This window comes from Streptomyces sp. NPDC001514 (genome assembly GCF_053597075.1).
Genome location: NZ_JBSFHO010000009.1, coordinates 117,329 through 134,724, shown reverse-complemented (window position 1 = coordinate 134,724; position 17,396 = coordinate 117,329). Strand labels below are relative to the sequence as shown.

Annotated in this window: 16 protein-coding genes and 2 pseudogenes; 13 read left to right on the top strand and 5 right to left on the bottom strand. The window is 71.6% G+C overall.

The genetic code is table 11. The annotated features are described in order from the left end of the window. From ACWCXB_RS12765 to ACWCXB_RS12745, 5 genes are all read left to right on the top strand, one after another. The gene (locus tag ACWCXB_RS12765; RefSeq protein ID WP_450721958.1) at positions 1 to 708 is read left to right on the top strand and encodes a glycerophosphodiester phosphodiesterase; all 708 of its coding nucleotides are present in this window, start codon (positions 1 to 3) and stop codon (positions 706 to 708) included. Further along, a complete protein-coding gene (locus tag ACWCXB_RS12760) occupies positions 705 to 1,493 on the top strand; it encodes an SAM-dependent methyltransferase (protein WP_450721956.1) in 789 nt (262 codons plus the stop codon). Before ACWCXB_RS12765 ends, ACWCXB_RS12760 begins: the two co-directional genes overlap by 4 nt. Next, entirely contained in the window at positions 1,493 to 2,677 is a 1,185-nt protein-coding gene (locus tag ACWCXB_RS12755; protein ID WP_450721954.1) for a sensor histidine kinase, read from the top strand. The genes ACWCXB_RS12760 and ACWCXB_RS12755 overlap by 1 nt, the downstream gene beginning before the upstream one ends. Beyond that, positions 2,674 to 3,384 (top strand): response regulator, encoded by a 711-nt coding sequence (locus ACWCXB_RS12750; protein ID WP_450721952.1) that lies wholly within the window; start codon positions 2,674 to 2,676, stop codon positions 3,382 to 3,384. Before ACWCXB_RS12755 ends, ACWCXB_RS12750 begins: the two co-directional genes overlap by 4 nt. A gap of 94 nt (positions 3,385 to 3,478) precedes the next feature. Next, positions 3,479 to 4,663, top strand: a complete 1,185-nt coding sequence (locus ACWCXB_RS12745; RefSeq protein WP_450721950.1) for a serine hydrolase domain-containing protein — start codon at positions 3,479 to 3,481, stop codon at positions 4,661 to 4,663. On the opposite strand, the gene ACWCXB_RS12740 is transcribed toward ACWCXB_RS12745, so the two are convergent. Both ACWCXB_RS12740 and ACWCXB_RS12735 read right to left on the bottom strand, forming a co-directional pair. Next, the gene (locus ACWCXB_RS12740; RefSeq protein WP_450721948.1) at positions 4,660 to 5,241 is read right to left on the bottom strand and encodes a hypothetical protein; all 582 of its coding nucleotides are present in this window, start codon (positions 5,239 to 5,241) and stop codon (positions 4,660 to 4,662) included. The two genes, ACWCXB_RS12745 and ACWCXB_RS12740, sit on opposite strands and share 4 nt — an antisense overlap. A 30-nt stretch (positions 5,242 to 5,271) precedes the next feature. After that, the gene (locus ACWCXB_RS12735; RefSeq protein WP_450721946.1) at positions 5,272 to 5,808 is read right to left on the bottom strand and encodes an HXXEE domain-containing protein; all 537 of its coding nucleotides are present in this window, start codon (positions 5,806 to 5,808) and stop codon (positions 5,272 to 5,274) included. A 131-nt stretch (positions 5,809 to 5,939) separates the two neighbouring features. Here ACWCXB_RS12735 and ACWCXB_RS12730 point away from each other — a divergent pair, with 131 nt between their 5' ends. Next, entirely contained in the window at positions 5,940 to 6,302 is a 363-nt protein-coding gene (locus tag ACWCXB_RS12730) for a DUF1304 domain-containing protein (protein ID WP_450721944.1), read from the top strand. Further along, on the top strand, positions 6,299 to 6,865 hold the full coding sequence (locus ACWCXB_RS12725) for a TetR/AcrR family transcriptional regulator (protein ID WP_450721942.1): 567 nt from the start codon (positions 6,299 to 6,301) through the stop codon (positions 6,863 to 6,865). Before ACWCXB_RS12730 ends, ACWCXB_RS12725 begins: the two co-directional genes overlap by 4 nt. 104 nt (positions 6,866 to 6,969) lie before the next feature. On the opposite strand, the gene ACWCXB_RS12720 is transcribed toward ACWCXB_RS12725, so the two are convergent. Continuing rightward, positions 6,970 to 8,409: a gamma-aminobutyraldehyde dehydrogenase gene (locus ACWCXB_RS12720; RefSeq protein ID WP_450721940.1), complete on the bottom strand. Its 1,440-nt coding sequence runs from the start codon at positions 8,407 to 8,409 to the stop codon at positions 6,970 to 6,972. Between the two features lie 190 nt (positions 8,410 to 8,599). Here ACWCXB_RS12720 and ACWCXB_RS12715 point away from each other — a divergent pair, with 190 nt between their 5' ends. The 6 genes and pseudogenes from ACWCXB_RS12715 to ACWCXB_RS12690 form a co-directional block, all read left to right on the top strand. Continuing rightward, the gene (locus tag ACWCXB_RS12715; RefSeq protein WP_385412296.1) at positions 8,600 to 9,091 is read left to right on the top strand and encodes an Lrp/AsnC family transcriptional regulator; all 492 of its coding nucleotides are present in this window, start codon (positions 8,600 to 8,602) and stop codon (positions 9,089 to 9,091) included. Continuing rightward, on the top strand, positions 9,076 to 10,455 hold the full coding sequence (locus ACWCXB_RS12710; RefSeq protein ID WP_450721938.1) for an aspartate aminotransferase family protein: 1,380 nt from the start codon (positions 9,076 to 9,078) through the stop codon (positions 10,453 to 10,455). Before ACWCXB_RS12715 ends, ACWCXB_RS12710 begins: the two co-directional genes overlap by 16 nt. 284 nt (positions 10,456 to 10,739) lie before the next feature. Continuing rightward, positions 10,740 to 11,384 (top strand): annotated as a pseudogene (locus tag ACWCXB_RS12705) (ABC transporter ATP-binding protein); the annotation flags it as partial. Further along, positions 11,366 to 12,529: a hypothetical protein gene (locus ACWCXB_RS12700; protein ID WP_450721936.1), complete on the top strand. Its 1,164-nt coding sequence runs from the start codon at positions 11,366 to 11,368 to the stop codon at positions 12,527 to 12,529. The pseudogene ACWCXB_RS12705 and the gene ACWCXB_RS12700, both read left to right, overlap by 19 nt. 42 nt (positions 12,530 to 12,571) lie before the next feature. Further along, positions 12,572 to 13,699: an LOG family protein gene (locus ACWCXB_RS12695; protein WP_450721934.1), complete on the top strand. Its 1,128-nt coding sequence runs from the start codon at positions 12,572 to 12,574 to the stop codon at positions 13,697 to 13,699. A gap of 93 nt (positions 13,700 to 13,792) precedes the next feature. Further along, positions 13,793 to 14,683: pseudogene (locus tag ACWCXB_RS12690) on the top strand (hypothetical protein); the annotation flags it as partial. Here ACWCXB_RS12690 and ACWCXB_RS12685 read toward each other — a convergent pair. Continuing rightward, positions 14,670 to 15,743 carry an ABC transporter ATP-binding protein gene (locus ACWCXB_RS12685; protein WP_450721932.1) on the bottom strand — a complete coding sequence of 358 codons (1,074 nt, stop codon included), beginning with the start codon at positions 15,741 to 15,743 and terminating at the stop codon, positions 14,670 to 14,672. The pseudogene ACWCXB_RS12690 and the gene ACWCXB_RS12685 overlap by 14 nt on opposite strands. After that, positions 15,743 to 17,380, bottom strand: coding sequence for an ABC transporter permease (locus ACWCXB_RS12680; protein WP_450721930.1), 1,638 nt, complete (start codon positions 17,378 to 17,380; stop codon positions 15,743 to 15,745). Before ACWCXB_RS12680 ends, ACWCXB_RS12685 begins: the two co-directional genes overlap by 1 nt. Between the last annotated feature and the right edge of the window lie 16 nt (positions 17,381 to 17,396).

Sequence of the window (17,396 nt, the reverse complement as noted above, 5' to 3'; positions counted from 1 at the left end):
ATGCGCACCGTCACGCTCGTAGCGCACCGGGGCGATCCCTACGTCGCCCGCGAGAACACACTGCCGTCGCTGCACTCCGCCATCGCCCGGGGCGCGGACGCCGTCGAGGTCGACGTCCGGGTGACCCGCGACGGCGTGCCCGTGCTGCTGCACGACGAGACGCTCGAGCGGCTCTGGGGCCACGATCGTCCGCTCGCCCGGCTCACCCATGCGCAGCTGACCGAGCTGACGTCCGGCGGGGTGCCGACCCTGCGCGAGGCGATCGTCGCGGTGGGCGCCCACCGGCTGATGCTCGATCTGCCCGGCGCCGACGACGCGGCGGTGCGCACCATCGTCGACACGGTCCGCGCATGCGGTGCGGGCGAGCGGGTCTACTACTCGGGCGGCCCGGTCGGCCTGCTCGCGGTCCGCGCCGCCGACCCCCATGCGGAGATCGCCCTGACCTGGACGACGCTCGCCCCGCCCCGGCCGGCCCTGCTGGCCGCGCTGCGCCCGCACTGGCTCAACTACCGCTTCGGCCTGGTGAGCCGGGAGCTCGCGGACCGGGTGCATGCGGACGGTCTGCTGCTCTCCGCCTGGACCGCCGACACACGCCGTACGATGCGCCGCCTCGTGGGCAGCGGCGTCGACTCGATCACGACCAACCGGGTCGATACTCTCGCCTCCGTACTCCTCAAGTCCCGTGCCGGAAAAGGAGACTTCGCGTGACCGAGAACGCCGCCAGGATCCGCACCGACATCGCCCACAACGCCCGGGTCTGGAACTACTGGCTCGGCGGCAAGGACAACTACCAGATCGACCGTCAGGTCGGTGACCAGGTGACCGGGATGTTCCCGAGCATCGGCCAGGTCGCCCGCGCGGACCGGGCGTTCCTCGGCCGGGCCGTCACCTTCCTCGCCCGTGAGGCGGGGGTGCGGCAGTTCCTGGACATCGGCACCGGGCTGCCGACCGTCGACAACACCCACGAGGTCGCACAGCGCATCGCGCCCGACGCGCGGATCGTGTACGTCGACAACGACCCGATCGTGCTGACGCACGCCCGCGCGCTGCTGACCAGCACACCGGAGGGCCGCACCGAGTACATCGACGCGGACGCCCACCGCCCCGACGACATCCTGCGGTCCGTCGAGCCGACGCTCGATCTGTCGCGGCCGGTCGCCGTGATAATGCTCGGCATCCTCAACTTCGTCCTCGACACGGACGAGGCCACGTCGATCGTGCGCCGCATCATGGGCGCCATACCGTCCGGCAGTTATCTGGCGCTCACGCACCCGACACTGGAGCTGGGCGGCGAGGGCAACACCGAGGCGATGGCTTTCTGGAACGAGAACGCAACCCCGCCGATCACCGCGCGCAGCCGTGCCGAGTTCGCCGCCTTCCTCGACGGGCTCGAGGTCCTGGAGCCGGGCATCGTCTCCTGTGCGCGCTGGCGCGCCGAGGGGGACCCGGTCGCGGAGGTGGCGCAGTTCGGCGCGGTGGGCCGCAAGCCGTAGTGGACGTACGGGGGGCGTGGGCCGCCCGGCCGTGGGCGGTGGACGTGGGGCTCACCCTGCTGGTGCAGGCGGCGGTCACCATGCCGTTCGTGGTGCCGCGCGACCCGCAGCTGCCGGCGGCGACCTGGGAGGCGTACGGTCTCACCACACTGACCGTGCTGCCGCTGCTCTGGCGCCGTCGCGCGCCGGTCGCCGTGCTGATGGCCGTGCTGACGACGAGCGCGCTGTACACGTTCGCGGTCGACGGGCCGGGACAGCCCCTCCCGTACACCGGCCTGGTGGTCGTCTACACGATCGGGGCCCTGTCGCCGCCTCGCAAGCGGCTGGGCGTGCTTGCGCTGCTGCCGGTGATCGTGGCCGCGTCCGTGTGGCTCAACACCCGGTCGGCCAGGGAGCTGCTGTTCTCGCTGTTCGTGCTCGGCGCGGCGTACGTCTTCGGGCGGCTCACCGACACCCGCCGGCGGTACATCGCGGCCATGGAGGACCGGGCGGCGCAGCTGGAGCGGGCGAACCGTATCGAGGCCGAGCAGGCGGCCGCCCGCGAACGGGCCCGGATCGCCCGGGAGATGCACGACATCCTGTCGCACGCGGTGAGCCTGATGATCGTGCAGGCGGAAGCGGGCCCCGTCGCGGTGCGTACGGCCCCGGAGAGGGCCGAAGCAGCGTTCGACGCGATCTCCGAGACGGGTCGGGACGCGATGACGCAGCTGCGCCGGATGCTGGGTGTGCTGCGCGACGGGCCCGGTACGGACGCGCCGCGCGAGCCGCAGCCGGGCCCCGCCGAACTGCCCGGTCTGCTGGAGCGCGTACGCGGCAGCGGTCTCGACGTCTCGTACGAGGTGACCGGCACCGCCCGGCCACTGCCGGCGACCCTCGGGGCGAGCGTGTACCGCGTGGTCCAGGAGGCGCTGACGAACACGGTCAAGCACGCGCGGGCGGCCACGGCCACCGTGCAACTGACCTACGAAGAGGACGAGGTGGAGATCCTGGTGACGGACGACGGCCGCGGCCCGACGGTCGGGAACGGCGGCCACGGGCTGGTGGGCGGGATCGGCGGCCACGGGCTGGTGGGTGTACATGAGCGGGCCGCCGCGCACGGCGGGACGGCGGCGTGCGGGCCGGGCCCGGACGGCCGGGGCTTCCGGGTCGCGGTCACGCTGCCGCTCGGGGAGGTGGGGCGGTGACGATCCGCGTGGTGGTGGCCGACGACCAGGAGCTCGTCCGCAGCGGCTTCGCGATGATCCTCGACGCACAGCCGGACATCGAGGTCGTCGCCGAGGCCGGCGACGGGGCGCGGGCCGTCGACGCGGTCCGCCGGCTCACCCCCGATGTGGCGCTGCTCGACATCCGGATGCCCGGCATGGACGGGATCGAGGCCTGCCGCACGATCAGCGCCGAGTCCGCGTGCAGGACCGTCATGCTGACGACGTTCGACACCGACGAGTACGTGTACGAGGCGCTGCACGCGGGCGCGAGCGGTTTTCTGCTCAAGGACGTGCGGCGGGACGATCTGGTGCACGCGGTGCGGGTGGTGGCGGCGGGCGACTCGCTGCTCGCGCCCTCGGTGGCACGGCGGCTGATCGAGGAGTACACGCAGTCGGCGCCGCGCGCGCCCCGGCCCGACCCGCGCCTCGACGTGCTCACGGCCCGGGAGCGCGAGACGCTGCTCCTGCTGGGACGCGGCCTGTCCAACGCGGAGATCGCGGCCACGCTCGTCGTCAGCGAGCACACGGTCAAGACACATGTGGGCCATGTCCTCGCGAAGCTGGGGCTGCGCGACCGTGTCCAGGCGGTCATCTGTGCGTACGAGACCGGGCTGATCGCCGCGGGGGATCCCCCGGCCGGGGGAGGACCGGCGCCGACCGCCTCCCCCGTGGCGGGGAGAAACTGAGCCCACCAGGACCGCTCCCACCGGCGATCCGCTCCGGCGCCCGGTCAACAGGATGGAGCCGTCAGAACGACTGCTCACATCACAGGAGTTGACCATGAACGGCCGTACCCGCACCCTCCTCGCCGCCGCACTCGTCCTCGGTGTCGCGGCGGGCCCGTCCGTGGTGCCGGCCGCGGCCCACTCCCCCGCACCCGTGTGCACGGACGGCGGCACGGACGACGCCGGAAAGCCGGACGAGGCCGCTCTCGAGGCCGCGATCGCCGGGTTGCCGACCGCGGACGCGACCGCCGCCCTCGTACGGGTCGGGGGCACCGGTGGCAGCTGGCACGGGAGTTCCGGTGTGCACGACCTGAAGTCCGGCCGCCCGGCGGACCCGGATGCACGTTTCCGGGCCGGTTCGGTGACGAAGGTCTTCACGGCCGCGGTGGTGCTGCGGCTCGCGGCGGAGGGCAGGGTCGACCTGGACCGGCCGGCCCGCTCCTACCTCCCGGACCTGATCCCGGCGACGTACGGGAAGGTCACCGTCCGGCAGTTGCTCAACCACACGCACGGCATTCCGGCCCCGGACATGCCCGGCACGACCGTCGAGGAGTGGTACGCGCACCGCTTCGACGTGCACGACCCGCGCGCGATGGTGCGCTCCGCGACCGGCAAGAAGCCGGAGTTCGCGCCGGGCACGAAGCAGCACTACCTCAACATCGGCTACACGGTCGCGGGACTGCTGATCGAGCGGGTGACGGGCGCCCGGTACGAGAACGAGGTCGGCCGACTGATCCTGGAGCCGCTCGGCCTGCGCGGCACGTACTTCCCCGGCACCGACCCGCGCATCCGGGGCCCGCACAACCACGGCTACCAGACGATGAGGCTGGACGACGGCACGACCGGGCTGCGCGATGTGACGGTGTGGGGCGTGACGGACGGCTGGGCGGCGGGGGACATCATCTCCACGACCGCAGATCTGGAGCGGTTCACCAAGGCCCTGTTCCGGGGCCAGGTCGTGCGCGGCCCGCTGCTGGAGGAGATGTTCACGCTGCCCGGGAGGGACGTGCTCGACGTCAGGACCGGTGAGCCCGCTGCGTACTCCGTCGGGCTGTCCATGAAGAGGCTGGGCGGGCGCGAGGTGTGGGGCAAGTCGGGTGGCCGCTGGGGCTACAACACCGCCGTCGCGGCCACCCGTGATCTGTCCCGCACGCTCGTCTACAGCATCAACGCCACGGACGCGAAGGGCCAGGACACCAACAAGGTGGGCCTGAACGTCATCATGGCGGCGTTCGGCTAGGCGGACCGTGCGGGCCGGGCGGCGGCTTCGGCGGGCCCGGTCGGTCCGTCCGGCCCGGTCGGGTCAGCCGGCTCGGTCGCGGGCAGCGCCTCCAGCCGCTTGATCAGCCGTCGTACGTACAGCAGTGGGATCACCCCGAAGACCCCGAACGACATGTCGATGACCGACCACCAGAAGGGGATGTCCCGGATCGGGCCGCAGATCAGCGCGAGCGGAATGATCCCGGCGCAGGCGATCATGCCGAACTCGATCACCCAGATGTTGCGTACGGGGTCGCGGTACGGGCCGTAGAAGGCGACGGCGATGACGAGGTGCGCGAAGGCCAGCCAGTCGGTGCCGTACAGCAGGAAGGGGTACTGCCCGTCGGCGACGTCCGCGCCGGTCCGCACCCGCTCGATCCACGCCGACAGGGCGGGGAAGGTGTCGGCGACCGGGGAGGCCCAGGAGGTCAGGGCGTCGTGGACGAGGTGCAGTTCGGTGACGAGGGGGAAGGCCGTCAGTCCGCTCAGGACGAGGCAGACGATGAAGACGGCCAACCACACGCGTATGCGGCGCAGAAGCGCTCTTCGCTCGCTCATGCCCGCAGCGTACGCCCGTCATGAACGCGTTCAAAAACTGGGGGTCCGGGTCCGGGTGACCTTTCGAGCCACGGCGTGCGAGACGACGGTGGCGCCTGCCGCCAGCGCCAGCCCCGTCAGCACGTCACGCGGCCGGGTGGGGCGCAGCACGCCCGCGCGGCTAAGCCGTCCCCGCGCCCAGAGCGTGAAGGGCACGACGACGAGCGGTGAGGTGACGGAGCCCGGGGTGTAGCCGCGGAAGGCGGCGGCCTGGGCGAGATGGACGAGGCCATGGAGGCCGAATCCACTGAGCGCACCCTGATAGAAGCCGGACCGGCCGCCGGAGCGATGGCCCGCCACGGCTGCGGCACCGACGATCGTGGCCATGGCTGCCACCGCGACGGCGAACTCGCGCTCGTCGACGACTTCAAGGGCACGCCACACACGCTCGGGAGCGTCGGGGAACCGCTTGCGGAGGGCGGGCAGATTCTCCCGTATCCAGCGCGGTCCGAAAGCGATCTCCTCGGCGTCGTGCAGCGCCCAGGCGGCGAACAGCCCATAGGTGACAAGTGGGTTCACGGTCTGCATGATCGCGAGTCTGCTACAGGCCCACGAAGCCGTTCCACCGTTTCGCGATGTTCGGCGACGTCGGACCCCTGGCCGATCATGGACGTGTGTCTATACTTCATGGACACCTGCCCATAAAATGATTGGCGATCATGAACGCGACGGCGAACGTCCTGGTCGGCCTGGTGGCCGCGTTGCACGTCTACATCCTGGTGCTGGAGATGTTCCTGTGGGAGCGGGCGCCGGGGCGGAAGCTGTCCGGGTTCGACGCGCAGCTGGCACGGGCGACGGCGCCGCTGGCCGCGAACCAGGGGCTGTACAACGGGTTCCTGGCGGCCGGGCTGGTGTGGGGGCTGATCGCCGCGGACCCGACGGGCCACCAGGTCCGGGTGTTCTTCCTCGCGTGCGTGGTGATCGCCGGGCTGTACGGCGGCGCCACCGCGAACCGGCGCATCTACGTGGCCCAGGCCCTGCCGGGCGCGCTGGCGCTGGCCGCGGTGCTGGTGGCGGGATGAGCCCGGCAGCGAGCGATCCCCGGGCGGAGCGCACCCGGAAGCGACTGCGGCAGGCGCTGCTGGAGGAGTGCGCCGAGCGGCCTCTGGCGGAGGTCAGCGTCGCGGGCCTGGTCCGCCGGGCGGGCCTCGGGCGCGCCACGTTCTATCTGCACTACCCGGATCTGGACACGCTCGCGGTGGACGCCTGCGCCGAGATCGTCCGCGACGCGGTGGAGGCGCTGCACGCATGGCGCGGGGTGCCCGACCCTGCGGCCCCGCCCGCAGCCCTGATCTCGTTCTTCACCGGAATCGCCCCCCACGCCCCGCTCTATCGCACCCTGCTCCGCGAAGGTGGCGGCGGCCCGCTCGGCGACCTCCTCCACCGCGAACTGCGCGCCCGCAGCCACCACGAACGCGAACTGGCGGGGGCCCCCGCACCCGATCTGATCGCCTCGGCGGTGGCGGCGACGTTCACGGGCGTCCTGGCGGACTGGCTCCACGACCGCATCCCCGCGCCCCCGGACGCGATGGCGGCCCTCGTCTGGCGCCTCCTGCTCGCGCTGCACAGGACGGCGTTGCCGTAACCCTGACGGGAGTGTCGGCCGGCGCAAGCGCCCCGCCGCAAACGCGCCGAAGGGCGGGCCCCAGAACCGGGCCCGCCCTTCGACTTCCGCTCCCGCCGGAGGCGTTACGCGTCCAGGGACGTCATCACGTGCTTGATGCGCGTGTAGTCGTCGAAGCCGTACGCCGACAGGTCCTTGCCGTAGCCCGACTTCTTGAAGCCGCCGTGCGGCATCTCGGCCACCAGCGGGATGTGCGTGTTGATCCACACACATCCGAAGTCCAGCGCCTTGGACATCCTCATCGCCCGCGCGTGGTCCTTCGTCCACACCGACGACGCGAGCGCGAACTCCACGCCGTTCGCGTACTCGAGCGCCTGCTCCTCGTCGCGGAAGGACTGGACGGTGATGACCGGGCCGAAGACCTCGTTCTGGATGATCTCGTCGTCCTGCTTGAGGCCGGACACGACGGTCGGAGCGTAGAAGTAGCCCTTGTCACCGACCTGGTGACCGCCGGCCTCCACCTTCGCGTGCGCCGGCAGCCGGTCGATGAAGCCGGAGACCTGCTTCAGCTGGTTGGCGTTGTTCAGCGGGCCGTACAGCACGTCCGCGTCGTCCGGCTGCCCGGTCTTCGTGTCCTTCGCGGCCTTCGCGAGCGCCGCCACGAAGTCGTCGTGGATCGACTCGTGCACGAGCACGCGCGTCGCCGCCGTGCAGTCCTGACCCGCGTTGAAGAAGCCCGCCACCGAGATGTCCTCGACGGCCTTCGCGATGTCGGAGTCCTCGAAGACGACGACCGGCGCCTTGCCGCCCAGCTCCAGGTGGACGCGCTTGACGTCCTTCGACGCGGACGCGGCGACCTGCATGCCGGCGCGTACCGAACCCGTGATGGACGCCATCGCCGGGACCGAGTGCTCGACCATCATGCGGCCCGTGTCGCGGTCGCCGCACAGCACGTTGAAGACGCCCTTGGGCACGACGGAGCCGATGATCTCGGCGATCAGGACGGTGGACGCCGGGGTGGTGTCCGAGGGCTTCAGCACGACCGTGTTGCCCGCGGCGAGGGCCGGCGCGAACTTCCACACCGCCATCATCATCGGGTAGTTCCACGGCGCGACCTGCGCGCAGACGCCGACCGGCTCGCGGCGGACGATGGAGGTCATGCCCTCCATGTACTCACCGGCCGAGCGGCCCTCGAGCATCCGCGCCGCGCCCGCGAAGAAGCGGATCTGGTCGATCATGGGCGGGATCTCTTCGGTGCGGGTGAGCTCCAGCGGCTTGCCGGTGTTCTCCGACTCGGCCGCGATCAGCTCCTCGGCCCGCTCCTCGAAGGCGTCCGCGATCTTCAACAGCACCCGCTGGCGCTCCGACGGCGTGGTGTCGCGCCAGGCCGGGAAGGCCGCGGCGGCGGCGGCCATGGCGGCGTCGACGTCCGCCTGACCGGAGAGCGGTGAGGTCGCGTACACCTCGCCCGTGGCCGGGTTGACCACCTCGATGGTCCGCCCGTCCGCGGCGTCCCGGAACTCTCCGTCGATGTAGTTGCGCAGACGACGCAGTTCGGTGGTCACAGCCACCCCTCCTCAGATGTCCGATGGGTGAGACACCCCAACACTACGTCGCCCAGGCTAGCCCGCCATGCGACGCTTTCGACAGGCCCGACGCCCCTCGACTTCGAAATCGGTGAGATTTATCCACGAGAACAACGAATTTCATCGCTCGCGGGTTGCGAGATCGACGAGTCCGGTGCACAGTGTGCTCGTGGCCAGTCGAAGCACAGACTCCAGGACCGGGAGCGGATCGTCCCCGACGATCGATGCCGTCTCCCTGGCGATCATCGAGCAGTTGCAGGAGGACGGACGCCGTCCGTACGCCGCCATAGGCAAGGCCGTCGGCCTTTCCGAAGCGGCCGTCCGGCAGCGCGTCCAGAAGCTGCTCGACCAAGGCGTGATGCAGATCGTCGCCGTCACCGACCCGCTCACCGTGGGGCTGCGGCGCCAGGCGATGGTCGGGATCAACGTCGAGGGCGACCTGGACCCGGTGGCCGACGCACTGACTGCCATGCCCGAGTGCGAGTACGTCGTCATGACGGCGGGCTCGTTCGACCTCATGGTGGAGATCGTCTGCGAGGACGACGACCACCTGCTGGAAGTGATCAACCGGCGCATCCGCACCCTCCCCGGTGTGCGCTCCACCGAGAGCTTCGTCTACCTCAAGCTCAAGAAGCAGACCTATATGTGGGGAACCCGATAGCCGTGAGCAAGGACCTCTCCAAGACCGCCTACGACCACCTGTGGATGCACTTCACCCGCATGTCGTCGTACGAGAACTCGCCTGTCCCCACCATCGTGCGTGGTGAGGGCACCTACATCTACGACGACAAGGGCAAGCGCTACCTCGATGGCCTCGCAGGCCTGTTCGTGGTCCAGGCCGGCCACGGCCGCAAGGAGCTCGCCGAGGTCGCTGCCAAGCAGGCGCAGGAGCTCGCCTTCTTCCCCGTGTGGTCGTACGCCCACCCGCAGGCGGTGGAGCTGGCCGAGCGGCTCGCCAACGAAGCCCCGGGCGACCTGAACAAGGTCTTCTTCACCACCGGTGGCGGCGAGGCGGTCGAGACCGCCTGGAAGCTCGCCAAGCAGTACTTCAAGCTCGTGGGCAAGCCGACCAAGTACAAGGTCATCTCGCGTGCGGTCGCCTACCACGGCACTCCCCAGGGCGCCCTGTCCATCACCGGCCTGCCGGGCCTGAAGGCCCCGTTCGAGCCGCTGGTGCCCGGTGCGCACAAGGTGCCGAACACCAACATCTACCGCGCCCCGCTGTACGGCGACGACCCGGAGGCCTTCGGCCGCTGGGCCGCCGACCAGATCGAGCAGCAGATCCTCTTCGAGGGCCCCGACACCGTCGCCGCGGTCTTCCTCGAGCCTGTGCAGAACGCCGGTGGCTGCTTCCCGCCGCCGCCCGGGTACTTCCAGCGGGTCCGAGAGATCTGCGACCAGTACGACGTGCTGCTCGTCTCGGACGAGGTCATCTGTGCCTTCGGCCGCCTCGGCAAGACGTTCGCCTGTGACAAGTTCGGCTACGTGCCGGACATGATCACCTGCGCCAAGGGCATGACCTCCGGCTACTCCCCGATCGGCGCCTGCATCGTCTCCGACCGGCTCGCCGAGCCGTTCTACAAGGGCGACAACACCTTCCTGCACGGCTACACCTTCGGTGGCCACCCGGTCTCGGCGGCCGTCGGCATCGCCAACCTCGACCTGTTCGAGCGCGAGAAGCTCAACCAGCACGTGCTCGACAACGAGGGCGCGTTCCTCTCGACGCTGCAGAAGCTGCACGACCTGCCGATCGTCGGCGACGTCCGCGGCAACGGCTTCTTCTACGGCATCGAACTGGTGAAGGACAAGAACACCAAGGAGTCCTTCAACGAGGAGGAGACCGAGCGCGTCCTGTACGGCTTCCTCTCCAAGGCGCTGTTCGACGCCGGTCTGTACTGCCGCGCCGACGACCGCGGCGACCCGGTCGTCCAGCTGGCCCCGCCGCTGATCTCCGACCAGTCGACCTTCGACGAGATCGAGCAGATCCTGCGCTCGGTCCTCACGGAGGCCTGGACCAAGCTGTAAGTCGTCCGGGCTGTAAGTCGTCCGGCTGTCGGCTTCTCGCGGCCCGGATGCACCCCTTCGAGTGAGAGGGGAGCATCCGGGCCGCGTGCTGTCCGCACACCCGGTTCCGAGTCCCTACGGTGCTGTGACCGATCGGCCCCGACCTCGTTCCCCCGTACGGGGGAACGGAACAACGGATCTGAACCGAGGTGTACGCCATGGTGGTGGCCCCGCCGGACAACGATGTGCTCTGGGCTCGCTCCCTGCACCACTCCCTGGGCGGCTCGCCGGCCCTCTGCGGAGTCTCCCTCGGCGTGCGCGAAGGCGAGATCCTCGCCGTGAACGGCCCGCGCGGCTGTGGCAAGAGCACGCTGCTGCGCTGCCTGTCGGGCCAGCTCGTCCCGGAGCAGGGCGAAGTGTGGTTCAACAGCAGCCCCGTCCACACCATGAGGGCGGCGGCCCGCGAGCGACTGCGCCGCGACCGCTTCGGCTGGATCGGCCACGAGCCGCAGCTGGTCCCCGAGCTGAACGCGTGGGAGAACGCCGCCCTGCCGCTGCTGCTGCGCGGCTCGTCCCACCGCGCCGCCAGGGCCACCGCGATGGAGTGGCTGGAGCGGCTCGACATCGGCGCGTGCGCACGCAGACGGCCCCGCGCGCTCCTCCAGTCCCAGCGGCAGCGGATCGCCCTCGCCCGCGCGCTCGTCACCACGCCCGCGGTGCTCTTCGCCGACGAGCCCACCGCCGCGCTGCACCAGGCCGACCGCGCCCAGGTACTGCGTACGCTCACCACCGCGGCGCGCTCGCACCGCATCACCCTCATCATCGCCAGTCACGACGCGGAGGTGGCGACGCTCGCCGACCGCACGGTGTCGCTGGTCGACGGACGGCGCGTCAACTCCGCCGACGGTTCCGACGCGGAAGGCCGGGCCGAGTGCTCGCTCTCCGTCTGACCCGCGGCGCCGACCCGCTGGTCCTGCTGCGCCGGCTGATGGTCGCCGCGGCATCGGCCGGCGTCGGCTTCCTGCTGCTGTCCACGCTGGCGGAAGCGGCGGCGCAGTCGGAGCCGACCCCCGAACCACTGCTGCGGCTGCTGTGGTGTCTGGTGCCGCTCGCCGCGACGGTGCACCTCGCGGTCGCCGTGGCGCGTACGGACCCGAGCACCCGGCCCCGACCGGGGCTCTCCGCGATCGGGCTGGGACCCGTACGGCTCACCGCGCTCGCCGCGGTGTCGACGGCCGTGTCGTGCACGCTCGGCAGCATGGTGGCGCTGCTGGTCTTCCTCCATCTGAGGGGCGATCTGACCGGGCTGCCGATCGACGGGGCGGCCGCCGAGCAGCTCTCCGCAGGCAGGCCCCTGCCTCTGGGCGCCGCGCTCACCCTCCTCGCGCTCGTACCGCTGGCCGGGGCGGGGGCGGCGGCGGTCGCGCTGCGCCCGCGCCGTACGAAGCCGGGCGAGGACTTCGACGACGAGCGCGACGGACAGCGGTCCGGAGCCGCGCCCGGCGGGCTCCCGTGGGGCGTCGCGCTCACCGCGGCGGGCATCGCGGTCGAGGCGTACGCGGGCGAAGGCGCCCCGGGCGGCGTCCCCGGCGGCGCGGGGGACCCCCCTGCCGGGGTGCTGCTGGGCTGGACGCTGACCGCGCTGGGGCTCGCGATGGCGGGCCCGGGCATCGTGCATCTGTGCGGGCGCGTGGTGCAGGCGGTACGACCGGGAGCGGTAAGGCTGCTCGCGGGGCGGGCGCTGATGAACGACGCGGCCCGTATCGGGCGGCCGCTCGGGGTCGTCTGCGCGGTGGCGTCCGCCCTGATCGCGGCCGCGGCGCTCTCCGGCGGCGGGAAAGGACCGCGTCCCTTCGGCGAACTGACCGGGCTCGGGGCCACACTGGTCCTGGCCTGTACGGCGGCGACCCTGCTCACATCGGCACTGGAGGCCAAGCACGCCCGGGAGACCACACGGGCGGGGCTGCTGGGCCTCGGCACCCCGGTGTCCTTCCTTCGGGCGTCCGTGGTGCTGCGGACGGTGGTGCTGCTTGCGGTCTTCGTTCCGCTCACCTGGGCGGTGGCGGAGCTGGCGGCACTGCCGCTGCGCCGCTGACCCGGGCACGGCGGCGGGCAGACAGGGCCCTATCGTGGGCGCATGGTGCACGGACACAGGCGCAGGCTGGGGTCGTCGTTCGACGACGACCGCGAGATCGAGACCCTTGAGGAGTTCGACCAAGTGGTCGCGCGCGGCACCCTCGCCGGGCACCGCGTCCAGTCGGTCGACCTGACGGCACGTACCTTCGCCCTGCTCTCCGTCGACACCACCGGTGCGATGTTCTTCGGCTGCCCCATGGAGCCCGACGCCGCCACGAAGGTCCGCTCTGATGGCGCGCTCGTCTTCCCGCCCATACCGGACCTGCCGTTCGATCCGTATCGCGGGCTCCTGTACTCCCCTGACGAACTGTTCGACGGTCTTGCCGACGGCGGCTACGAGAGCACGCCCGACGCCCTCGCGTACGAGTGGTTCCAGCAGACCAAGGCCGACCGCGACATCTACGCGTCGATGCTGCGGTCGATCCACGACGACGCCATCTCGGACGCCCTCGACGAACTCCTCGTCGGCGCACGGGTGGTGGGCGTGATGGGCGGCCACGCGATGGGCCGCGGCACGGACGCCTACGCCGGCGCCGCTCGGCTCGGCCGGGCCCTGGCCCGTACCGGCCTGATCGTGGCGACGGGCGGCGGTCCCGGCGCGATGGAGGCCGCGAACCTGGGCGCGTACGCCTCGACGCATGCCGACGAGATGCTCGACGAGGCGCTGGAACTCCTCGCCAAGGCCCCCTCGTTCACCCCGTCCATCACCGACTGGGCGGCCGCCGCGTTCGAGGTCCGCTCGCGCTGGCCGCAGGGCGGCGACTCGATCGGCATCCCCACCTGGTTCTACGGTCACGAGCCGCCGAACCCGTTCGCGGGTCACATCGCCAAGTACTTCGCCAACGCCACCCGCGAGGACGGCCTCCTCGCCCGCTGCAACGCCGGGGTGGTCTTCCTCCCGGGCGCGGCAGGCACGGTCCAGGAAATCTTCGACAACGCGACCCCGAACTACTACGAGTCCCGCGGCGAACCCACCCCCATGGTGCTGGTGAACCGCGCCCACTGGACCGAGAAGCTCCCGGCGTGGCCCCTCCTCCGGTCCCTGGCCGCGAGCCGCTCCATGGAGTCCCGTATCGCCCTGGTCGATTCGGTGGACGAGGTCCCGGAGGCGCTGGCAGCGCTGACCTGATCCGAGAACTTCCCGGGGGAGGCAACTCCGGGCCCCGATCCCCCGTCTGGCAGTGGTACGGAAAGACCCGCCGGATGTGAACGGAGCCCCTCGGTGCTCATAGGCCTGCTGACCGCCGTCGCGGCATCGATCTGCTACGGCACGGGATCCGTCCTGCAAGCCGTGGGGTCCCGGAGGGCCGCCCGCGGGGCGGTGCCCTCTTCGGGCCTGACCCAGCACGGCGGGCCCAGCCTGTCATCGACCGCGAAGGCGGCGATGACCTGGGAGTTCGTGGTCGGCACGATTCTGGACTTCGTGGGTTTCGGGCTGGGTGCGCTGGCCGCGCGGCTGCTGCCGCTGTTCCTGTCGCAGACCGTGATCAGCGCCAATCTCGTGATCACGGCGGTCCTGAGCGTCAAGCTGCTGGGGATCCGGCTGAACCGCGCGGAGTGGACGTCGATCGCCGTGGTCTGTTCCGCCCTGGTGCTGCTGGCGACCGCCGCGGGCCCGGAAGGGAGCGGGGACACCCCGATCGCCACGCACTGGTGGCTGCTGGCCGTTTCGCTGCTGCTGATGGCGGGCGGCACCGTCCTCGTACGGCTCCTGGGGGCGGGCGCCGCGATCCTGGCCGGTCTGCTGTCCGGGCTCGGATTCGGGGCGCTCGGGGTCGGCGTGCGCGTACTGAACGGCCTCGACCCGTTCGATGCGGGCGCCCTGCTCTCCGACCCGGCGCTCTACGCCATCGTGGTGGCCGGTGTCGGCGGAATGTACCTGCACACGGTCGCCCTGCAGCTCGGCTCGGTCAATGGCGCGACGGCGGCGCTGGTGGTCGGTGAGACCGTACTGCCGGGCACGATCGGTGTGCTGTGGCTGGGCGACGCCTCACGGCCCGGGTTCGCTTGGGCGGCGGTCGCCGGGTTCGTGCTTGCGGTGTCGGGTGCGGTGGCGGTGGCCTGGTTCGGGTCCGCGGAGTCCGCCCCGGCCGCAACGGTCAAGCCCGTCCGGCGTTCGACGGCGGACATACCGGATCACTCGCGGCATCGCCGTCCGGCCGCAGGACCACCACATCCTCCGCGGCGAAACCGGCACCGACCTCGGCCCCCACATCGGGCGCGTCCTTGAGCCCGCACTCCGCCTCCAACGCCGGGGCCCCCGAGGGGCGCAGCCGTACGGCCACGTGATGGCCGCGGAAGGTGAGCGACTCGACCGTGCAGCGCAGCCCGGCGCCCGCCGCCCCGAGCCGTACCGCCGCAGGACGGACCAACAGCCGGCACGCACCCTGCGGGGAGCCGGGCGGGACGGGGATCTTGCCCCAGGGAGTGTCGGCGGCCTCCCCGGTCACCGTCGCGGGCACCACGTTGTCGAAACCGAGGAAGCGGGCGACGAACTCGGAGGCGGGCCGTTGCCACACCTCGCGCGGGGTGCCGCTCTGGGCGATCCGGCCGTCGCGCATGACGACGACATGGTCGGCGAGCGCGAAGGCCTCGCCCTGGTCGTGGGTGACGGCGAGCACCGTCGTGCCCAGCTGCCGGAAGAGCCCGCGCAGTTCGACGACGAGCCGTTCCCTGAGCGTCCGGTCGAGCTGGCCCAGCGGCTCGTCGAGCATCAGCAGCCGGGGACGGGGCGCGAGCGCGCGGGCGAGGGCGACGCGCTGCTGCTCGCCGCCGGAGAGCGCCGCGACGGACCGCTTTCCGGCGCCGGGCAGTCCGACGAGTTCGAGCAACTCCTCGACCCTGTGCCGCTGTTCCGCCTTGGGTACGCCGTGCATGCGCAGGCCGAAGGCGACATTGCCGCCGACGTCGCGCTGCGGGAAGAGCTGATGGTCCTGGAACATCAGGCCCACCCCGCGCCGGTGCACCGGGACACCTGCCTGGTCGGCGCCGCCGAGCAGGACCCGCCCGGCGGCCAGCGGCTGGAGTCCGGCCACGGCCCGCAGCAGCGTCGACTTGCCGCTGCCGCTGGGCCCCAGCACGCAGACGATCTCGTGGTCGGCGACCTCCAGGTCCACGGCGTCGAGCGCCGCCCGCCGCCCGAACCGTACGGTCGCGTCGTCCAGCGTCAGCATCAGAACTCCCCTGCGGAACGGTCGGGCCGGATACGTTCGAGCAGCAGCAGGGCCGCCGCGCAGACCAGCATGAGGATGGCCGAAAGGGCCATCGCCTGCCCGTAGTTGAGCGCCCCTGGACGGCCCAGCAGCCGCGCCACGGCCACCGGCAGGGTGGGGTTGTCGGGCCGGGCGATGAAGACGGTCGCCCCGAACTCGCCGAGCGAGACGGCGAAGGCGAAGCCCGCGGCGACGAGCAGCGCCCGACGTACGAGCGGCAGATCGACCTCGCGCCACGCGCGCAGCGGCGAAGCGCCCAGCACGGCCGCCGCCTCACGCAGCCGCGTGTCGACCGCCCGGAGGACGGGCAGCATGGTCCGCACCACGAACGGCACCCCGACCAGGGCCTGTGCAAGCGGCACCAGGATCCACGATGTGCGCAGGTCGAGCGGCGGCTCGTCGAGCGTGATGAGGAAGCCGAAGCCGACGGTGACGGCGGAGACGCCGAGCGGCAGCATCAGCAGCGCGTCGAAACCACGCACCAGCCGGCCCGCCTTGCGGGTGAGGGCCGCGGCCGCGAGTCCGCCGATCAGCAGGGCGATGGCGGTGGCGGCGAGCGCGTACTGGAGGGAGTTCCACACCGCCTCCAGTGGCGGTACGAGGAAGGTGCCGCCGCTCGCCTCCGCGGACTGCAGGGCCTCGTAGAAGGCGAAGCCGTAACCGCCGGGCGGCCCGGCAGCCCCGGCGAACGAGCGCTCGACCAGTACCGCGAGCGGCGCGAGGATCAGCAGGACGACGGTGGCGAGTACGGCCGCGAGCAGCACCCACTGGGCCGTCCCGCGCGGCCGGTGCGCGGTCAGCGCCGGATCGACGAGCTTCAGGGCGGTCTCGCGGCGGCGTACGGTCCACGCGTGCACGGCGAGGATCGCGATGACCGCCGCGAACTGAACCAGCGTCAGCACGGCAGCCGTCGACAGGTCGAGCCGGACGGCGGTCTGCCGGTAGATCTCCACTTCGACGGTGGAGTACGCGGGTCCGCCCAGGATCTGCACGACGCCGAAGGAGGTGAAGGTGAAGAGGAACACCATCAGCGCGGCAGCGGCCACGGCCGGGGTCAGCGCGGGGAGGGTGACGCGCCGCCAGGCGGCGAACCTTCCGGCGCCGAGGACCCGTGCCGCCTCCTCCTGGCGCGGGTCGAGCTGCGACCACAGGCCTCCCACGGTCCGTACGACGACCGCGTAGTTGAAGAAGACATGGGCGAGAAGGATCGCCCAGACGGTCGTGTCGAGGCGTACGCCCCACAGCTCGTCGAGCAGTCCGCCGCGCCCGAGCAGCGCGAGGAAGGCGGTGCCGACAACCACGGTCGGCAGCACGAACGGCACGGTGACGACCGCGCGCAGCAGCTGCTTCCCGGGGAAGTCGAAGCGGGCGAAGACATAAGCGCCGGGGAGCGCCAGCACCAGCGTGAGCCCGGTGGAGGCGAGCGCCTGCCACGCCGTGAACCAGACGACGTCCAGAATGTCCGGCCGCGCGAGCACTTCGCCGATGCGGCCGAACTGCCAGGCGCCCTCGCCCCCCTCCGCCTTGAGCCCGCGGCCGACGATCGCGGTCACGGGATAGGCGAAGAAGACCGCGAAGAACGCGACGGGCACGCCCATCAGGGCGAGCCGCGCC

Excerpts from the sequence above, each read along its gene's own strand:
- ACWCXB_RS12735 (WP_450721946.1), bottom strand. The coding sequence starts at position 5,808 with ATGCAGACCGTGAACCCACTTGTCACCTATGGGCTGTTCGCCGCCTGG.
- ACWCXB_RS12695 (WP_450721934.1), top strand. The coding sequence starts at position 12,572 with ATGGTGCACGGACACAGGCGCAGGCTGGGGTCGTCGTTCGACGACGAC.
- ACWCXB_RS12745 (WP_450721950.1), top strand. The coding sequence starts at position 3,479 with ATGAACGGCCGTACCCGCACCCTCCTCGCCGCCGCACTCGTCCTCGGT.
- ACWCXB_RS12765 (WP_450721958.1), top strand. The coding sequence starts at position 1 with ATGCGCACCGTCACGCTCGTAGCGCACCGGGGCGATCCCTACGTCGCC.
- ACWCXB_RS12730 (WP_450721944.1), top strand. The coding sequence starts at position 5,940 with ATGAACGCGACGGCGAACGTCCTGGTCGGCCTGGTGGCCGCGTTGCAC.
- ACWCXB_RS12680 (WP_450721930.1), bottom strand. The coding sequence starts at position 17,380 with ATGGGCGTGCCCGTCGCGTTCTTCGCGGTCTTCTTCGCCTATCCCGTG.
- ACWCXB_RS12740 (WP_450721948.1), bottom strand. The coding sequence starts at position 5,241 with ATGAGCGAGCGAAGAGCGCTTCTGCGCCGCATACGCGTGTGGTTGGCC.
- ACWCXB_RS12725 (WP_450721942.1), top strand. The coding sequence starts at position 6,299 with ATGAGCCCGGCAGCGAGCGATCCCCGGGCGGAGCGCACCCGGAAGCGA.
- ACWCXB_RS12685 (WP_450721932.1), bottom strand. The coding sequence starts at position 15,743 with ATGCTGACGCTGGACGACGCGACCGTACGGTTCGGGCGGCGGGCGGCG.